The organism is Flagellimonas aurea (assembly GCF_017313785.1).
Taxonomy (GTDB): Bacteria; Bacteroidota; Bacteroidia; order Flavobacteriales; family Flavobacteriaceae; genus Flagellimonas; species Flagellimonas aurea.
Genome location: NZ_JAFLNL010000009.1, coordinates 23,877 through 39,439 on the forward strand (window position 1 = coordinate 23,877; position 15,563 = coordinate 39,439).

The 15,563-nt window shown below is 39.8% G+C and carries 17 protein-coding genes and 1 tRNA gene; 5 read left to right on the forward strand and 13 right to left on the reverse strand.

Features of this window, described 5'->3' with window-relative positions; translation table 11 throughout:
- Positions 1-3 precede the first annotated feature (3 nt).
- The 5 genes from arsM to J0656_RS14900 all read right to left on the reverse strand — a co-directional run bounded on the left by arsM (position 4) and on the right by J0656_RS14900 (position 5,829).
- Positions 4-969, reverse strand: a complete 966-nt coding sequence (gene arsM / locus J0656_RS14880) for an arsenosugar biosynthesis arsenite methyltransferase ArsM (protein ID WP_207035284.1) — start codon at positions 967-969, stop codon at positions 4-6.
- Positions 966-1,781: a purine-nucleoside phosphorylase gene (locus J0656_RS14885; protein ID WP_207035286.1), complete on the reverse strand. Its 816-nt coding sequence runs from the start codon at positions 1,779-1,781 to the stop codon at positions 966-968. The genes arsM and J0656_RS14885 overlap by 4 nt, the downstream gene beginning before the upstream one ends.
- Positions 1,778-2,392 (reverse strand): TIGR04282 family arsenosugar biosynthesis glycosyltransferase, encoded by a 615-nt coding sequence (locus J0656_RS14890; RefSeq protein WP_207035288.1) that lies wholly within the window; start codon positions 2,390-2,392, stop codon positions 1,778-1,780. The genes J0656_RS14885 and J0656_RS14890 overlap by 4 nt, the downstream gene beginning before the upstream one ends.
- A 182-nt stretch (positions 2,393-2,574) precedes the next feature.
- A complete protein-coding gene (locus tag J0656_RS14895; protein ID WP_207035291.1) occupies positions 2,575-4,620 on the reverse strand; it encodes a response regulator in 2,046 nt (681 codons plus the stop codon).
- A gap of 981 nt (positions 4,621-5,601) precedes the next feature.
- Complete coding sequence (locus J0656_RS14900; protein WP_108245968.1) at positions 5,602-5,829, reverse strand: hypothetical protein; 228 nt, start codon at positions 5,827-5,829, stop codon at positions 5,602-5,604.
- Between the two features lie 296 nt (positions 5,830-6,125).
- Here J0656_RS14900 and J0656_RS14905 point away from each other — a divergent pair, with 296 nt between their 5' ends.
- Both J0656_RS14905 and J0656_RS14910 read left to right on the forward strand, forming a co-directional pair.
- On the forward strand, positions 6,126-6,422 hold the full coding sequence (locus J0656_RS14905; RefSeq protein WP_207035293.1) for a hypothetical protein: 297 nt from the start codon (positions 6,126-6,128) through the stop codon (positions 6,420-6,422).
- Positions 6,423-6,506: 84 nt separating this feature from the next.
- The gene (locus J0656_RS14910) at positions 6,507-8,030 is read left to right on the forward strand and encodes a GH3 family acyl-acid amido synthetase (protein WP_207035295.1); all 1,524 of its coding nucleotides are present in this window, start codon (positions 6,507-6,509) and stop codon (positions 8,028-8,030) included.
- On the opposite strand, the gene J0656_RS14915 is transcribed toward J0656_RS14910, so the two are convergent.
- The 6 genes from J0656_RS14915 to J0656_RS14940 form a co-directional block, all read right to left on the reverse strand.
- Positions 8,027-8,656 carry a hypothetical protein gene (locus tag J0656_RS14915; RefSeq protein ID WP_207035297.1) on the reverse strand — a complete coding sequence of 210 codons (630 nt, stop codon included), beginning with the start codon at positions 8,654-8,656 and terminating at the stop codon, positions 8,027-8,029. The genes J0656_RS14910 and J0656_RS14915 overlap by 4 nt on opposite strands.
- A gap of 62 nt (positions 8,657-8,718) precedes the next feature.
- Positions 8,719-9,183: a hypothetical protein gene (locus tag J0656_RS14920; RefSeq protein ID WP_207035299.1), complete on the reverse strand. Its 465-nt coding sequence runs from the start codon at positions 9,181-9,183 to the stop codon at positions 8,719-8,721.
- 88 nt (positions 9,184-9,271) lie between these two features.
- The gene (gene cls, locus J0656_RS14925) at positions 9,272-10,693 is read right to left on the reverse strand and encodes a cardiolipin synthase (protein ID WP_207035301.1); all 1,422 of its coding nucleotides are present in this window, start codon (positions 10,691-10,693) and stop codon (positions 9,272-9,274) included.
- Positions 10,694-10,830: 137 nt separating this feature from the next.
- Positions 10,831-11,040: a hypothetical protein gene (locus J0656_RS14930; protein ID WP_207035303.1), complete on the reverse strand. Its 210-nt coding sequence runs from the start codon at positions 11,038-11,040 to the stop codon at positions 10,831-10,833.
- Positions 11,041-11,087: 47 nt separating this feature from the next.
- Positions 11,088-11,249, reverse strand: a complete 162-nt coding sequence (locus tag J0656_RS14935; protein ID WP_108245962.1) for a DUF1328 family protein — start codon at positions 11,247-11,249, stop codon at positions 11,088-11,090.
- 157 nt (positions 11,250-11,406) lie between these two features.
- Positions 11,407-12,090 (reverse strand): SOS response-associated peptidase family protein, encoded by a 684-nt coding sequence (locus J0656_RS14940; RefSeq protein WP_207035305.1) that lies wholly within the window; start codon positions 12,088-12,090, stop codon positions 11,407-11,409.
- Positions 12,091-12,269: 179 nt separating this feature from the next.
- Here J0656_RS14940 and J0656_RS14945 point away from each other — a divergent pair, with 179 nt between their 5' ends.
- Positions 12,270-13,307: a helix-turn-helix domain-containing protein gene (locus J0656_RS14945; RefSeq protein ID WP_207035307.1), complete on the forward strand. Its 1,038-nt coding sequence runs from the start codon at positions 12,270-12,272 to the stop codon at positions 13,305-13,307.
- 8 nt (positions 13,308-13,315) lie between these two features.
- On the opposite strand, the gene J0656_RS14950 is transcribed toward J0656_RS14945, so the two are convergent.
- Positions 13,316-13,705, reverse strand: a complete 390-nt coding sequence (locus tag J0656_RS14950; protein ID WP_207035309.1) for a hypothetical protein — start codon at positions 13,703-13,705, stop codon at positions 13,316-13,318.
- A gap of 157 nt (positions 13,706-13,862) precedes the next feature.
- On the opposite strand from J0656_RS14950, the gene J0656_RS14955 reads away from it, so the two are divergent.
- Together J0656_RS14955 and J0656_RS14960 are read left to right on the forward strand one after the other, a co-directional pair.
- Positions 13,863-14,093 (forward strand): helix-turn-helix domain-containing protein, encoded by a 231-nt coding sequence (locus J0656_RS14955; RefSeq protein ID WP_237688959.1) that lies wholly within the window; start codon positions 13,863-13,865, stop codon positions 14,091-14,093.
- A 251-nt stretch (positions 14,094-14,344) separates the two neighbouring features.
- Positions 14,345-15,295, forward strand: a complete 951-nt coding sequence (locus J0656_RS14960; RefSeq protein ID WP_207035311.1) for a hypothetical protein — start codon at positions 14,345-14,347, stop codon at positions 15,293-15,295.
- 139 nt (positions 15,296-15,434) lie between these two features.
- Here J0656_RS14960 and J0656_RS14965 read toward each other — a convergent pair.
- Positions 15,435-15,507: transfer RNA gene (locus J0656_RS14965), tRNA-Phe, on the reverse strand.
- Positions 15,508-15,563: the final 56 nt, after the last annotated feature.

Sequence of the window (15,563 nt, forward strand, 5' to 3'; positions counted from 1 at the left end):
GTATTAGCAACATCCGCCACCATTGTAGTGGTAGGTGCTCTCACTAATATAAATTTCATTCGAAGCATTGGCCAAAGCTGCCGCTGTTTTATCGCACACCGCCAAAGGTTGGTTTTGCTGTAGCACATGACCCTTTTTATCATCGAAATACGCCTCGTTGCCAAAATAAATGGCCGTTTTGCCTGTAAAAACACAGGGACCATCTTCTGGCATGGGATCTTTAATGGCCGCTATTTCAATGGATTCTATATGAATAAGTTCTTTTGTGGGATAATGGTTCGGCGATAACACCCTGTACGATCGCTTACCTCTGATTTCTATGGTGCCAAAACCAGCATCGGTCAGTACTTTAACATATTCCTTCAAAGGAATGCTACCGCTCAGACACTGTGCCCTCAAGCGGTCATCGTTGCACAGCTCGTCGCTCATGGGTTGTTCGCAAATAGGATCGCTCATCACCAATCTTCCGTGGGGCTTTAAAACGCGGTACATTTCGGAAACGGCTTTTTTAAGATCATCAATCTTAAAAATATTGAAAAGGCAATTCTGTGCTGCCACGTCGATACTTTCATCGGCAACGGGTAGATTTAGGGCATCTCCCTTAACCAAATTCACGTATTCGCTCTGGAACCAATCGTTTTCTTCTTCGGCTATTTTGAAGTTTTTTCGGGAAGCTTCCAACATTTCGTTCACGGAATCCACACCCACGACTCCACCTTTTTGTCTGGAAAAATAAGAGAATTGCAATAGTTCCATTCCGCCCCCTACACCAACATATAGAATTTTTGGATCGTTCACCAGATCTTGTGCGGAAACCGTGCTTCCGCAGCCGTAGTTCATCTCTTGCATGATCTTGGGAATGGACAATCCTGGGAACTGCCAAATGGGGTTGGTGGTGCAGCAAAGCCCGACATCGGGTGTTAGGGCAGCTTGTTTGTACAGGTCTTGGGTGGCGTCTAAATAGCTCATAATTCTTTGATCAGTTCTTTGAATAGTTTAATCATCTTGGGTTCCGTTTGCCCTGCAATCTTCAAAATTTCTTGGACTTCGACAGGTTGCAGGTTGTCGGGGTCGCATTCATCGGTCAATACCGATACCGCTACAATGGGTAGTCGTAAATGATTCGCAACAATTACTTCGGGTACGGTGCTCATTCCCACAGCATCGGCACCCATGATCTTGAGCATTCGGTATTCTGCCTTGGTTTCCAGTTGTGGACCCACCACGGAGGCATATACTCCCTTTTTCAAGGAAATGTTTTCACGAGCGGCGATGGATTCCACTTTTTTGCGCATTTCTGGGTCGTAGGGCTCACTCATATCCACAAATCGGTCGCCGAACTCGGATACATTTTTAAATGCCAAAGGCGAACCCCCTTGAAGGTTAATGTGATCTTCGATCAGCATGATGTCCCCTTTTTTAAAGTCAAGGTTGATGGCTCCCGCAGCATTGGACACGAACAATTGTTTGATGCCCAATTGGTGCATTACGCGTATGGGGTAGGTTATATCGATAAAATCGTAACCTTCATACAAGTGAAAACGTCCTTGCATTACGATGACTTTTTTGCCCTCGATGGTACCATAGATCAATTTGCCCGTATGGAATTCCACGGTTGCCAATGGGAAATGCGGAATATGATTGTAATGGGCCTCAATGGGGTTTTTTATGTTGTCTACCAATTGTCCTAATCCCGTACCTAGAACTATACCAATTTCTGGTGTTTCAAAACCTCGTTTTTTTAAGTATTCAACGGATTCTGCTATCTGTATTTTTGTCATTCTTCCATATGTTTTAAAAATGGCGCAAAGGCCTCAATGTCTTTAATGTCTTCGTAGTAATCCACATCATTCTTCTCATCTAAAAGCACAAACTTTTCATCTTTTATGTCGGATAATGTATCAGCAAGTACAGTATTTGTGCCCCAATCTTTGTTTTGGAACAATTTGGGTTTCAGGGATTTCATCCCCAAAAGATAGTATCCGCCATCTTCTGCGGGCCCCACAACAAAGTCGTGGTCCATTAGTTTTGAGAAAGCTGCTTCCAAATCAGTTTGGTCAAGGTGAAACATATCGCTGCCTATAATGATGATGTTCTCAAAACCCGCCTTGAATCCTTCATCGAAAGCGTTCATCATCCGTTCGCCTAAATCGTTCCCGACCTGAAGTTTCTTTTTGTAGACCTTGTTGTCCCAAATATCATCCATCCAAATGGTTTCTGAATAATAGACCCATTTTTCAACTTTCAAATTTTTGGTAAACGACACGGTCTTGTCCAATAGAAAGTTATAAATGTCCAAAGCTGCTTGGTCTCCCACTTTGGCGGCCAATCGGGTTTTGCATTTACCAAGTTCGGGGTTACGGGTAAGGATTAAAAGTAGGTTTTTGCTCAATTGCTTTGTTTTGGTAACCGACACTTTATGCTGTTGGTCAGCAAGACGATCCAATACTTACTTTTCTTTTGTGCAAAGAATGGTCATCTTTTGTTCATCTACCCAAATATACTACCATAATGATTTTCTTTATGAACAATAGTTGACTTTTTGGTATTGAGCATAAAAAATGGGGCGAAGCTTCAGGATATTTTGATGAGGTAATTGGGCAAGTGTTTTCTTAGCTTGTCAAAAGAAATGGGTTTGGTAAAATAGTCGTTCATGCCAACACCTTTGGCCTCATCGATTGCCTCTTTTGTTACATCTGCCGAAAGGCCAATTATTCCGATGGTTTCATTAAACTTTCTAATTTCCATGGTAGCCTTGAAGCCATCCATTTTTGGCATGTGGACATCCATGAAGACCAAATGGTAGCCATTTCTTTTGACGGCTTCGATGGCCTCGACCCCATTGGAGACCGAATCGGAATGGACCCCCAAATTTTCGAGGGTTTTCTGTAGTACAATTACATTCACTCGGTTATCATCTACAATCAAAACCCGACAGCCGCTCAAATCAATCGATTCTTGCCCTTTACTGTTTACGGAGCCACTACTGTCCGAAACAGGGAATTTAAGGGATAAATGAAATTCGGTTCCTAGGTTTTCTTGACTTGTCACATCAATTTTCCCCTCTAGGAGCTCTACAAGTTTGGAGGTTATGTACAATCCAAGTCCGCTGCCTTCATGACGTTTGGCCTTTCCGACCTCTACTTGTGTAAATCGGTCAAATATGGTATTTAGTTTATCTTTTGGGATGCCAATTCCAGAGTCCTTTATGGAAATGGCAATTGAAAGGTCGTTATCCTCTATATGTTCTTCGTAGGAGATGGTAATTCCTCCCGTTTCTGTGAATTTCAAGGAGTTTCGTAAAATATTGGTTATTATCTGACCGTATTTCCCGATATCCCCAAAGGCTTCCATTTGGCTTTGCGATACTTGGTCCAGATTGATATAGAGACCTTTTTCTTCAGCAGTTCGCCTATAAATCCTGATTATGTTTTTTAGTTCATCCAAAGGGAAGAAAATGTCGTTCCTAAAAGTTGTTTTGCCCGATTCTATTTTGTCGATTTCAAGGATATCGTTCACCAAAAGGAGCAGTTTTTTGGAGGAAATATCCATAAGGGAAAGATATTCTTGCAGGGAACTCTGTATCTCCGAAAGTTTTAAAACTTCAATAAACCCAATTATCGCATTTAATGGGGTCCTAATTTCATGGCTCATATTGGATATGAACTCCGTTTTTGATTTGGATGCCTTTTCCGCTCTCAACTGTTCTTTTTTCAAGGATGTGTTGAGGTCTTTTAATTTTAGGTTGGCATCGTGCAAGTTCTTGTTCTTTTTTCTGGAAGATCTGTAGAAATATATCAAGGAACTGGTTAGCAGGGAAAGCAGGAGCCCAAATGCCAAATAGATGTAAGTGGATTGTTTTCTTTCGGCCAAAAAGTTTAACTCGGCGGGCATAAGGGAGAACTTCCATGTTTGTCCATCAAGTGCGTCCACCTCAAAAGATGTGGTGAAAATAAATTCTTTTCCGATTTCGTTTGTCCTCGGATTGTTTTTGGAATAAAATATGGTGCCTGTTTCGTCCTCTACTTGAATTGCATATTTGTCCAATTCGGCAACCAGCTCATTAAAAGGTCCGGTAAAATCCATGCCCGCTGTTACCGAACCCATAAAGCGGCCGTTCAAATAGACAGGTGCATCCACTAGAAAGGCACTGCCTCCTTGGTACAGTTTTGTCCAGGGTGATATGTTGGTGGTTGAATCGCTTATGTGTTTTTGCCATTCGGGATATCTGGGGTGGGTGGTAAGATCTAGCCCAATGGCAGCTTTGTTTTCCTCAATAGGGATAACTTTTTGTATGACCATGGAACTATCCAGCCATTCCACAAACCTAAAGGATGAATTTTGTGCCATAATCAAGGTGGCATCCCGTTCCCAGTAATCAAAGTAGGACCCATTGGTCATTTCAATTCGCTGTTTCAGGTTCTCCAAAGATTTGATGTTGTACTCTACCAAGGAAAAGAATTCCTTTGCCCTGAGACTTCCCGTATTTTGTATTTCCCTAATGTAGCTCGATTTTTGGGTATTGAGCGAATTGTTCCACAGAGCGAATACTATGGCAATAAAAAAGACAAATATTGCCAAAGGGAAAATCAGTTCTTTTTTTGAGGATATCAACGGCATGTTAAGTATCTAAATCGGAGGCTTATTATTAATACTTGTCAACTCATCTGTTCAAAACAGCGAACATTCTATATTTTTCCGCCGCACTTGGTGTCGTAAGAAAATTCATCAGTTATTACTATCAAACACTTTTTTGCCAAAAAAATTGTGCTTCACACTGCGTATTTGGTAAAACATCACAAAATCGTTCACCAACCTATATGCTCTGATCAATATCAATTTTTTTGAAAGCTCTCCACATGATCTTTGTCATAAATAGCCAACTATGGGCTTTACACAGAGCCAGTTACAAAAATGCTTTGCAGATGGATGAAGTTGTTGATTTGATAGAGCAGCAAAATGTTGACAACGGTATCTTGTGAAACGAGATATACCCAAAATACCGGCAGCGTGTCAAAAACTTAATGCATGCAAGAGGCCTACAGGAGAAATAGTGGAAATGTGGAAAGTTCCCTTGATGAATTGGAAGGACTCTTGCCAAGAATGGAATGGAAATAAAAAAGGGCGCCTGATCAGGAGCCCCGTGAGAACACATTATTAACTATTGGTGAAATTGATTGATGTGGTAGTGTTTAGTATAGTTTAATTAATGTAAAGGTAAATGCTACTGAAAAGGAAGTAAACGGATAGTGCAATTACAGCGTACCAAAAGAGGTAACCTAGTTTTGCTTCTACAGTGTTCATTTTTTTGGTGTTTGTTATTTAGTTGGGTTAAAACTTCAGCCCTAAATTATTCAAAACAGACCCGTGCGCAATCCAGATTTTTATTGGTTGCAGTAAATTGGACATAATTGGTTCTAAAAGTTATGTAAATGGGAAAAACAGACCTAAAATGGAAAAAAGAAAGTCTTTTTTAATCATTAAACACTGAAAAACAGAATGTTGTGATTTGATGGGTGAGGGGTATAAACAATTATGGAAGGATGCCGACACTTACGAATGCCGATATCCTTCCATAAAAATTAGTGGTTGATAGAAACCTTAGGCCAAAGGCGAACCTTTGAGCCGTTTTTCTATTTTACGCTTTTTAGCAGTAATGTTCTTCATGGTTTCCATTAATTTGGAATCCTTGGTCTTTTTATAAATCTCGTTGATCGAAAGAATCAAGCTCTTTGCTTCTCTTGAGGCCTTAACCCTATCGCTGGTGGACATGTGGCTCATGGGCCTTTTTTCAAACTCTTCCGCCTTTTCTAGTAACTCGTGGGTCATTTTTTGTTTTTAAAATTATTCGCAATCGGCTAAATATAAGAGTTAGTTTGATATTTTTTGCCTATGGAACGATTTGATTTTCATATTTATGAAAACATTAAGAAGTCTATTGGTGAAGTGTTGAAAAAATCTAAATAGGACAGCAAAATAAGTGTTAAGCAATTGATTCTGTGTAACTTTTTTCTTGAACAATTTGCTGGAAACAACAAGTCCAAATCGAAATCAATGTTAAATTAATATAACTTAATTGTAAGTTTATTGTTATTTGAAGTATTTTTGCTTCAAAATTTTTTGACTTGGAAATCATCTGGAAAAACGTAACGGGAAAGACTGCTTTGGACCACAAACAAGAAGTGGATTTAGAGTATGCCGTGCGGCTTCAGGTGGTAAAGTTAGTAATAAAAGAGGCAGAACACCTTATGCCTTATCTTTCTTTGGTGGCAATAGAAATAGATGCGGCCAAAGGCAACGTTTCGGTGCATGGAGATACACCTGAGCCTCTTTATTCCAAAATTGCCAACAAGTTAAAACAGCCAGTTTCAGAAAAAAATTCCAGAACCTCTTCACCTGTTTTTGCTACACTTAATTTTTAAGGTCATTTAAGTTGATCAAAAAACGGATTGAGTAAACTCTACCTGACGAATATGGGTAATTTTATAGTATTAAAATTACTCGATATGGCTATCATTGGAAACATCATTAAGGGGGTTATCGAGGCAAAAGAGGCCTTGAGCTGGGAACCCAATCCTGTTGAAGAACAGAAGGAAGTGCTCAAAGAATTATTGGGCAAAGCCAAGGATACCCAATTTGGCAAGCAATATGATTTTGCGGCTATTTTAAAGTCGGATAATATTCAGAAAGCATTTGCAGAAGCCATACCTTATCACGATTATAAAAAAATCACCGAAGAGTGGTGGAGCAAGACCATTGATGGTGAACCTGATGTTACTTGGCCTGGAAGCCCTGACTTTTTTGCGTTATCATCTGGAACCACGGGCAAGAAATCCAAAAGGATTCCCGTTACCGAAGATATGATCGATTCCATAACCCGAGCAGGAAGGCATCAAGTTTATGCGATGAGTAATTTTGATATGCCCGCGGACTTTTTCGAGAAGGAGATCATGATGCTGGGAAGTTCCACCAACTTACAGGAACGAGATGGCAAAAAAGAAGGGGAAATCAGTGGTATCAGTGCCAGTAACATACCCTTTTGGTTCAAAAAATATTATAAGCCTGGCGACCAAATTGCCCAAATTGATGATTGGGACGAAAGGGTGCTCTCCATAGCCAAAAATGCCAAAAACTGGGATATTGGCGCCTTGAGCGGAATACCATCTTGGATGGAGCTTATGCTCAAAAAAGTAATCGATTATCACAATGTCGACAATATCCATCAAATATGGCCCAATCTCCGGGCATACACTTCGGGAGGAGTTGCTTTTGATCCTTATGAAAAAAGTTTCAACGCGTTGCTGGACCACCCGATTCAAATTATTGATACTTATTTAGCTTCGGAAGGATTTTTTGCCTGCCAGAACAGACCAGAAACCTCTTCCATGAAATTGATTACGGACAATGGAATCTATTTTGAGTTTGTTCCCTTCGAACCCAAATATGTTAACCAAGATGGTTCATTGACGGATGATGCTCCTTCAATTACTTTGGATGAGGTCGAGGAAGATGTGGACTATGTTCTTATTATTTCAACGGTTTCAGGTGCTTGGCGCTACATAATCGGAGACACCATTGCGTTTACCGATGTGGAACGGGCCGAGATCAAGATTACAGGTCGCACCAAATTCTTTTTGAACACTGTTGGTTCCCAGCTTTCCGTCAACAAACTTAACGATGCCGTGAAGCATTTGGAAGATGAACTCGACATTAAAGTGCCGGAATACACGCTATGCGCCAAACGTTTTGATGATGGATTTTACCACACATGGTATTTGGGCTCCGACAGTAAATTGGACGAGGAGAAAACGGCAGATGTTTTGGACAAATACTTGAAGGAAGCCAATAAAAACTATAAAGTGGCACGTAGCAAAGCTTTGGAAGGCGTAAAGGTTCACTTTGTGCCCCAGAAAATGTTTTCGGAATGGAACGGTGCCAACAAGAAAAAAGGCGGACAAGTGAAAATGGAGCGTGTAATGGGTGAGGAACGTTTTAAGGAGTGGGAGGATTTTGTATCCCAAAAAGCTTAACCATTTCCTTTTATCGAATCCAGTTCTTTTACCATTTCCATAATCTCATCCGGAGAAAGGTAGTATTGTTTGATGCGTGTCTTGTAGGTCTCGTCTATTTCTGAGTTGTCGAGGATAAACCGCTTTGTTTTCAGAATGTATTCGGACATTCCCCTGGATACGGCAAAGGAGTCCGCGGCACGTTCTGCTTTTTTGATAAACTCTTTCAATAGCACATATCTAATGCCAAAACCTATAAGATTGAGGTTGCCACGTTGTTGGTAGTCCATAACATGTCCAAGCTCGTGACCGAGCCATCCGATCAGAACATCTTTTGGTACATCCACGGTCTTGAACTCTTCACCGGATATCTTGAACTTTTCACTGATCAAGATTACATAGCTGCGCTTGTTCTTTGGTTTTAGCAGTCCGCTCCATGTAGGTTGGGCCTGCATCACCGATTTTTTGATGTTCTTTTTGAACTTGAATTCAATAGGGATGCCATTGAGTTCAGGAAAGTGGCCCAAGGCGATTCTCGCCTCCTGCTCAATGCTCTCAGGTATGCTGTTCTTGGGTTTCTTCAAAATAATGATAACTAAAAATACCGATAGGGATAGTAGTAAAAGTAGTTTTAGTTTTCTTTTCAAAATTTATGGGTTAAAAAAAGGGCAAATTACAATTTGCCCTTTTCAATGTGATTATTTGTTTTCTAAAACTGGTATCTAAGCCCTAGGGCTATATCCAGGTCAAGGTCGTCCGAGTAATCATCGTTGAAACCAATTTCCGGTCTCATATCCAACGAAATCAACAAAGGAATTTCAAAATCGTATTCAATACCTATATCACCGGCGATCAAGGCAAATGCACCGTCGTTTTCACCAGCGTCAAAAGACCCAACACCACCACCGGCACCTACGTACCAATGGAATCCACCATCAATGGGCATTACCCATTGATAAAGACCTACCAGTTTAAAGGCTTCTACATTATCGGAATCTCTCCAACCAAGATCGAACTCCAATCTGTTGTTCTCTTGCAAGTAACGTTGGTAGGAGATTTCCCCACCAAAACCGTCATTGTCACCAACTCTTATACCCAATGCGTTCTTGGATATACTTTGGGCACTAAGTGCTGTTGTTCCGATTAAAAATAGAAATAAAATTGCGTTTTTCATGATAGTTTTATTTTGAGACAAAGGTAATTCTGTCCCAGAATCTGCTTATCTCAAATAAATTAATGATTGATTCAAATAAACAGGGAAATCAGATGATCGGCTTGAAGAATTTGAAAAGACCTTCAAGAAATCTTAGCCATATTGTTCTGTTTTGATAGCGTTCCAATGTGACCAAATCCGCTTTTTCACATAGTTTTTCGAACTCGCCGATCATTTCTGTGGTGATTTCCTTGTTGTAGATAAGGATGTTCGTCTCATAATTGAGCTCAAAACTCCGAATGTCAAAATTCCCGGATCCGATGGATACAAGATCATCGTCCACTATCATGATCTTGCTATGGGAAAAGTCGTCCCGGAAATAAATTTTGACCCCTACTTCCAATAATTCCTCAAAGTGGGAGAGCATGGCAAATTTAGCAGCCTGCGAATCGGATTTTTTGGGGACCAACAAACGTATTTCCACACCTTCCATGGCCACGATCTTCAAGTTCTCCAAAAAAGCCTCTCCGGGAACAAAATAGGGATTGGCTATACGAATGGATTCTTGGGCCTGGTTCATCATGCCGAGGTACTGCTGCATTATGGTGGGATGCTTTGAATCCGGTCCTCCGGCCACTAGCTGTGCATTCACGTTGCCTGCTTTTTGCTGTTCGGTGAGGTAATCGTCGATATGAAAATCCTCCTTGTTGCTCGCAAAAAAATAATCCTTCAAAAAAATGAGATGTAGATCATTAACTATGGGGCCTTCTAGTCTTAGGTGGATATCCTTCCATTTGCCCAGCTCATTTTTCCGACTTATATATTTATCGGATACATTTACCCCACCGGTAAAGGCAATTTTGTTATCGATGATCACGATTTTGCGATGGTTCCTAAAATTTAGTGAGAACAACAGATTTGTTAACCGTATCGGCATTATGGGATATATCTTCACCCCGATATCCTCAAACTCTTTCCTGGGCCGTCCACGTAGTTTGTAGCTTCCAAGGGAGTCGTAGATGATTCGAACTTCTACGCCTTCCCGTATTTTTCTTTTAAAAAGCTCCAGCATTTTGTCCAGTAGGTAGCCTCTTTCCAAAATATAATATTGAACGTGGATGAACTTTTCTGCTTTCTCCATCGCCTTGAATAGGACATTGAAGGTTTCGCCCCCATCTTGGAGCGCGGTTATGGAGTTCCCTTTTTTTGCCGTGCTGTCGGAATTGGTCTCGATCAATCTATTGAGCCGCTCTTTTCTGATGTCATCATCAAAATGGGTCAAGAATTTTTCTTGGGCGGAAATCTTGGGGTGGGTGTACTTATTTCTTTTGTCGAACTCTTTGGTATTGAAGAACTTGAACTTTCGGCGGTTCATACCAAATAGATAATAGAGCGCCGCACCCAAATAAGGAAGAAAAATAATGGCAAGCGCCCAACTTATGGATCTTGATGGCCTCCTGCCATGGTAGATGATGGCTCCAATGGACCAAACGGAGGTAAGAATGTAGATTACGGTTAGAGCGGTCTTCACAGCTAATGGTGGTGTTTGTTTCTCCTAAGGTATAACGAAATGAATTTACTGCTCCTGTCTTTTGCCGTAAACTTGTGTCAATCAAAAAAACTCTGGCTGTGGTGCCAGAGTTTTTACAGTGTGTGCCAATGGTTATTCTATTGAGGGCTGTCGTCCGTAGCGTCCTCTACTTCGTCTTCAACGTCTTCGGCCGCATCCTCGATACCATCACCTACATCTTCAGCTGCATCTTCTACTTCTTCGATGGCTTCTTCGGCCTTGTCTTCATTTGTTTCTCTGCAACTCGTCATACTCAAGGTAAGCGCCATTGCCATAAAAATTGCGAATAAACTTATTGATTTTCTCATGGGTTCTATATTTAAGGGTTAATGATTTTATTTGTGTTTCTAGCTTTTTATAATCTTTTTCTTCCTGAAATCAACGATATGATAAACAGAACAATAAATATGAAAAATAGAATCTTGGCTATACTTGCTGCACCTGCAGCGATTCCACCAAAACCGAATACACCGGCTATAATGGCCAAGATGATAAAGATGATTGTCCAACGTAACATAATAGTAGTGTTTTTAAGTTAGTGTCCGATTATCCTTTAATCGGTACATTACAAATGTCGTTTACTTTTCTCCCGAAGCTTGCCGTTTTCCGATTATATGTTAACTCAAAAAAATGGAATCTTAATATATTGATGCATAATGGTTTGCATCTATTTTTCAGGAAAACAGGGAATCTATCTGATAATTTGACGTCAAGTTTTTTAGAAAGAATTCGTTGGAAATATGTTTGGCCTTCAACTTGGTGTTATGCGGCCTTTCAATGATTTCTTTTAGGCTTTCCATGTCATGGCCATCGTTCAGCCAAACCGATACTTTTTCCTTTGGAACAATAATGGGGGCAAGGTTGCTGATGTTGTGGTAGTTCGAAACAAAAGTGTCGGTTTTGCCTACCATCAGTGCGGCGCATAAAAATCCATCGTTCAACGTATTGTATGTGCCCGCCAAGTAGAACGGCTTTTCAGATTCTTGATGGATATAATAGCTACAGGTATTGCCGTTGTCCAACAAATGGGTGTAAAATCCGGTGACAATGATCACACAACGCCGTTCTTTAAAGGAATCCTTCATCCAAGAAACGTTTTCCAATTCATCCAGTTGCACGTTCAAAGTATTGGCATTGTCTTGGAAAATGTGCCAATCTTCTTTAAAATCCTGCGGCATAAGGCCCCAGATGGCAAATGTTATCTCATTTTGGTTTTCCATTGTCACCACGCTTATGTTGGTCTCATTAAAACCGTTGATTAATGGGTTGGGAGTGTATAAATTTGGATATCTGAAGGGAATTCCAAACTCCTTTTCTATCTCTCTTGTGCTAGCTTCATTTGAAAGTTTGTAAATCATAATCTTCTATAATATGACCCCAAGTAAGCAAAAGAAGCTCGGAAAGGTTGACGCAAATAATTTTAATCGTGTTTCTTTTGATATATGTAATTAGGGTACCGACCTTGTACAAAGGCCAACAAAGAGTATATTTATAGGATTTAGACCCAATAATCAAACAAAAGTCAGTTGTAGACCTAATGATCAAAATTAAAGTAAAGGCCCAGGATACTGCGGAATCTGTAGAGCAGATAAAAAATGTTTTAGGAGGAGCTATCGAAGAACAGTGGGGGCAGCACCAGTTGAAAGTTTCCAATGACAAGGCAAAAGGCACTATAAGTTTTATAACTTTTGACTGGGGCGTGAGCTTGTTGGAGTTGGACATTACCTTTTTTGATGAGGTTTTGATAGAAGTGGACACGTCTGACTTTAATCCGATCAGCTTCTATTATTGTTTGGAGGGCTATTGCGGGCACAAGTTCGGGTACCAGCCAGAAGAAAAGATTAAGATTATGGAGCAGTTCCAGTCCGTTATTCTTACCAATCGCGATGGTGGGATCACTGATAGATACTTTCCCACGGATGTGAAAATTTCCCAAACCGTGATACAGGTGCGCAGAAAACCATTTTTGCGCAAAAGATTGAACCAGGGGGAAGAACTCAATAAAAAGCTGTACGAAGTATTTTTGGATACCGACCACGAAAAGGTTTTTGCCTACTACGGATCCTATAACCTAAAAATGGCCGAGGTGGTAACGGCCATAAAAAAGGTGAATACCAAGGGGATGATCCGCATTATGATGATCGAGGGACTGGTGTACCAAATCCTATCCATGCATATGATCCAGCACAACAAAGAGGTGTTGGACAAAAGGCCGCAGACCAGTCTGCTGAAAAGGGAATTAAAGGTGGTTCGCAACTATGCCAAAAAGATAGAAAAGAACATTGCCAAGGATTTTTCGTTGGAGGACATTTCTGCCGAGACCGGGCTTACCCAGGCCAAACTACAGGAAGGCTTTAAACTGCTCTACAACAAAACGGTGACCGAATATATTAGGCATGCCCGTTTGGAACTGGCCAGAAACTACATTGCCACCACCGAAATGAACATCTCCGAAGTCGTCTACTCCATCGGGTTTACGAGCCGGAGTTATTTTTCCAAGATCTTTAAGGAGAAATTTGGGTTGAGCCCCAGTGAATTCAAGAACAGTAAAAAAAGCGCCCAAGTGGGGGGCTAACCGTTGTCTTATTGCCTTACGGGTTTGCCAGAAAGTAGCAGGGAGAGCTCCTTTAGGTCGCAAATGCCTTGGTAGGTATGCATAACCTCCACCCTGAGGGAAGGGTCCGGGGCATCTATCCTAAAGGATAACATTAATTTTTCTTCATCTATCAGCAGCTTGCCGTGGTCCAAGGGGCGGGGCAAGGATAGCATTTCTATAGTATGGAACTCTTTGGTTTGCGGTAAACGGAATTGAAAGGAAAAGCTGAACACCAGATTGTCCAGTACCGTAAGTTCTGCCAAATCGCTGCAAGGTATTTTATTAAGGGTAATGCGGCTCTGCGGCCGATGCAAATGGTTCAGGAACTGTCCGTTTTGGTGATTGTGGATTTCTAGGGTTGCAAAAGTGATTTGCAACGGGCAGGGGAAGTTTGGTGGAGGAAGTTGTTGAAAATGGATGAAATAAGATGTGATGGCATGGTAGGTAATTTTAATGATTGGGAATCTTCAAATTTAGACAAAATGACGTTTACGTCATTAATTTCGACACCTAAAATTTTGACATTGCTGTCGTATGATGGACAACGACGACCAGAATGTTGATTTTTTGAAGGACTTAGCTAGCCGGATTAAGGGCTTGAGAGAAGCTAAAAATCTTACCCAAGAAGACGCCTACAATGATACTGGAATCCATTTTGGACGAATTGAAACTGGCAAATGGGACCCAAAGTTCAGTACCATCAAAAGAATATCTACCTATTTTGATTTAAGTATCACCGATTTTTTTGCAGAGGGTTTTGATTAATAATCTGAGAACTACCTATTTTAGACTTACAATATACCAGCCTAAATTTTGAGATCATTTGGATTGAGAGCCTGATATTTCGGGGTATTTTCAATGCCATGTAAAACTATCGGCTTTGCTTTTATGCGGCAGTAATTTGGATAATATGCTTGAACAAAACTTTGTTGTCGAATAACGCTAAACCTTAACCAACAAAAATCCATAAATTAGCTAAGTAAATGAAAAACAAAATTTTAATAGATACTTAAAGTGTGGATGAGGAAATTAATCCAGAATTGAAAAAACAAATTTTGGCTGAACATAAAGGTTTTGAATTAAAGGTGGCATTAGTTTTAACATTAATGTTACTCGTTGGAGCTTTTGTTTGGGATTTTCTTGACGATAATTTTACTCTAATTTTTCTAGTAATATTGGGAATTATATTTTTTGTAATCTCTTTGAAAAACAAAAGGTTTGGTCCGTTATTTAAATTGATAGCTTTCTTTACCATTGTTCATCTGGTTGTTTTTCCAAACATTTATCTGCACCATTTAAATAATACACCAAAAGGAATTGAGTTTTACGAAAAGATTACAAAATCTGAAAAAGAAATTGCTCTTAATAATCTTCAAAAACTTTATTCTCCAAAAAAATTAAATGAAAACAGGAGAATAATCAAAGACATTCAATTTAATAATACAAGAAAACTTGATTTTCCAATTTCTTATTTTAACAAGAATAATATTTTGGTGCTCAATAAATATTTGCTCTATAAAGGATATTTAAACTTAGACAATTCCTTAGATGATGAAATAAATTTGGCTACAATGATGATAACTCTTCCTTCTATTGAGAGTTTGAAAATCAGAGATATTATAATTGTATGTGACAGCTCGGGTGCGTTTGTGGCAAGCTTATATCATCCTTCGATAATTAATTTTATTGATGAAGAAAAACAGCTATCTGATTTTATTGAAGAAGTTGCGAATTATTCGAATGAAAGACTTGTTCAATATGAACTAGACAGAAAAAAAATTGAGCTGGAAGACCAATTTTGGAATTATAACAAGATTTTACCTTTTGTTTTCACATCACTTTTTACTGATAATATGAAGCCAGTAAGTAGAGTTGCTCAATGGATTTTTGGAATACATTATGTGATAATCTTTTTTATTGTTGCAGCTTTAATAGGTATCTATCTGGGTAGAATTTTTCTCAAATAACCTGCTGCTCAATTATTCATCGCTAGGATTTATTTGATATGTTCTATTACTGTGGAATGTACTCCGTTTAAATGCAAAAAGAAACTCTTTTAAAGACTAAAAACAAAAAACCCACAAACCAAGTTTGCGGGTTTTTTTGTGGTACCTCCAGGAATCGAACCAGGGACACACGGATTTTCAGTCCGTTGCTCTACCAACTGAGCTAAGGTACCAAGCTTTGTTAAGCGGGTGCAAATATAATTTCAAAATTAGGATATACAAACAAAAT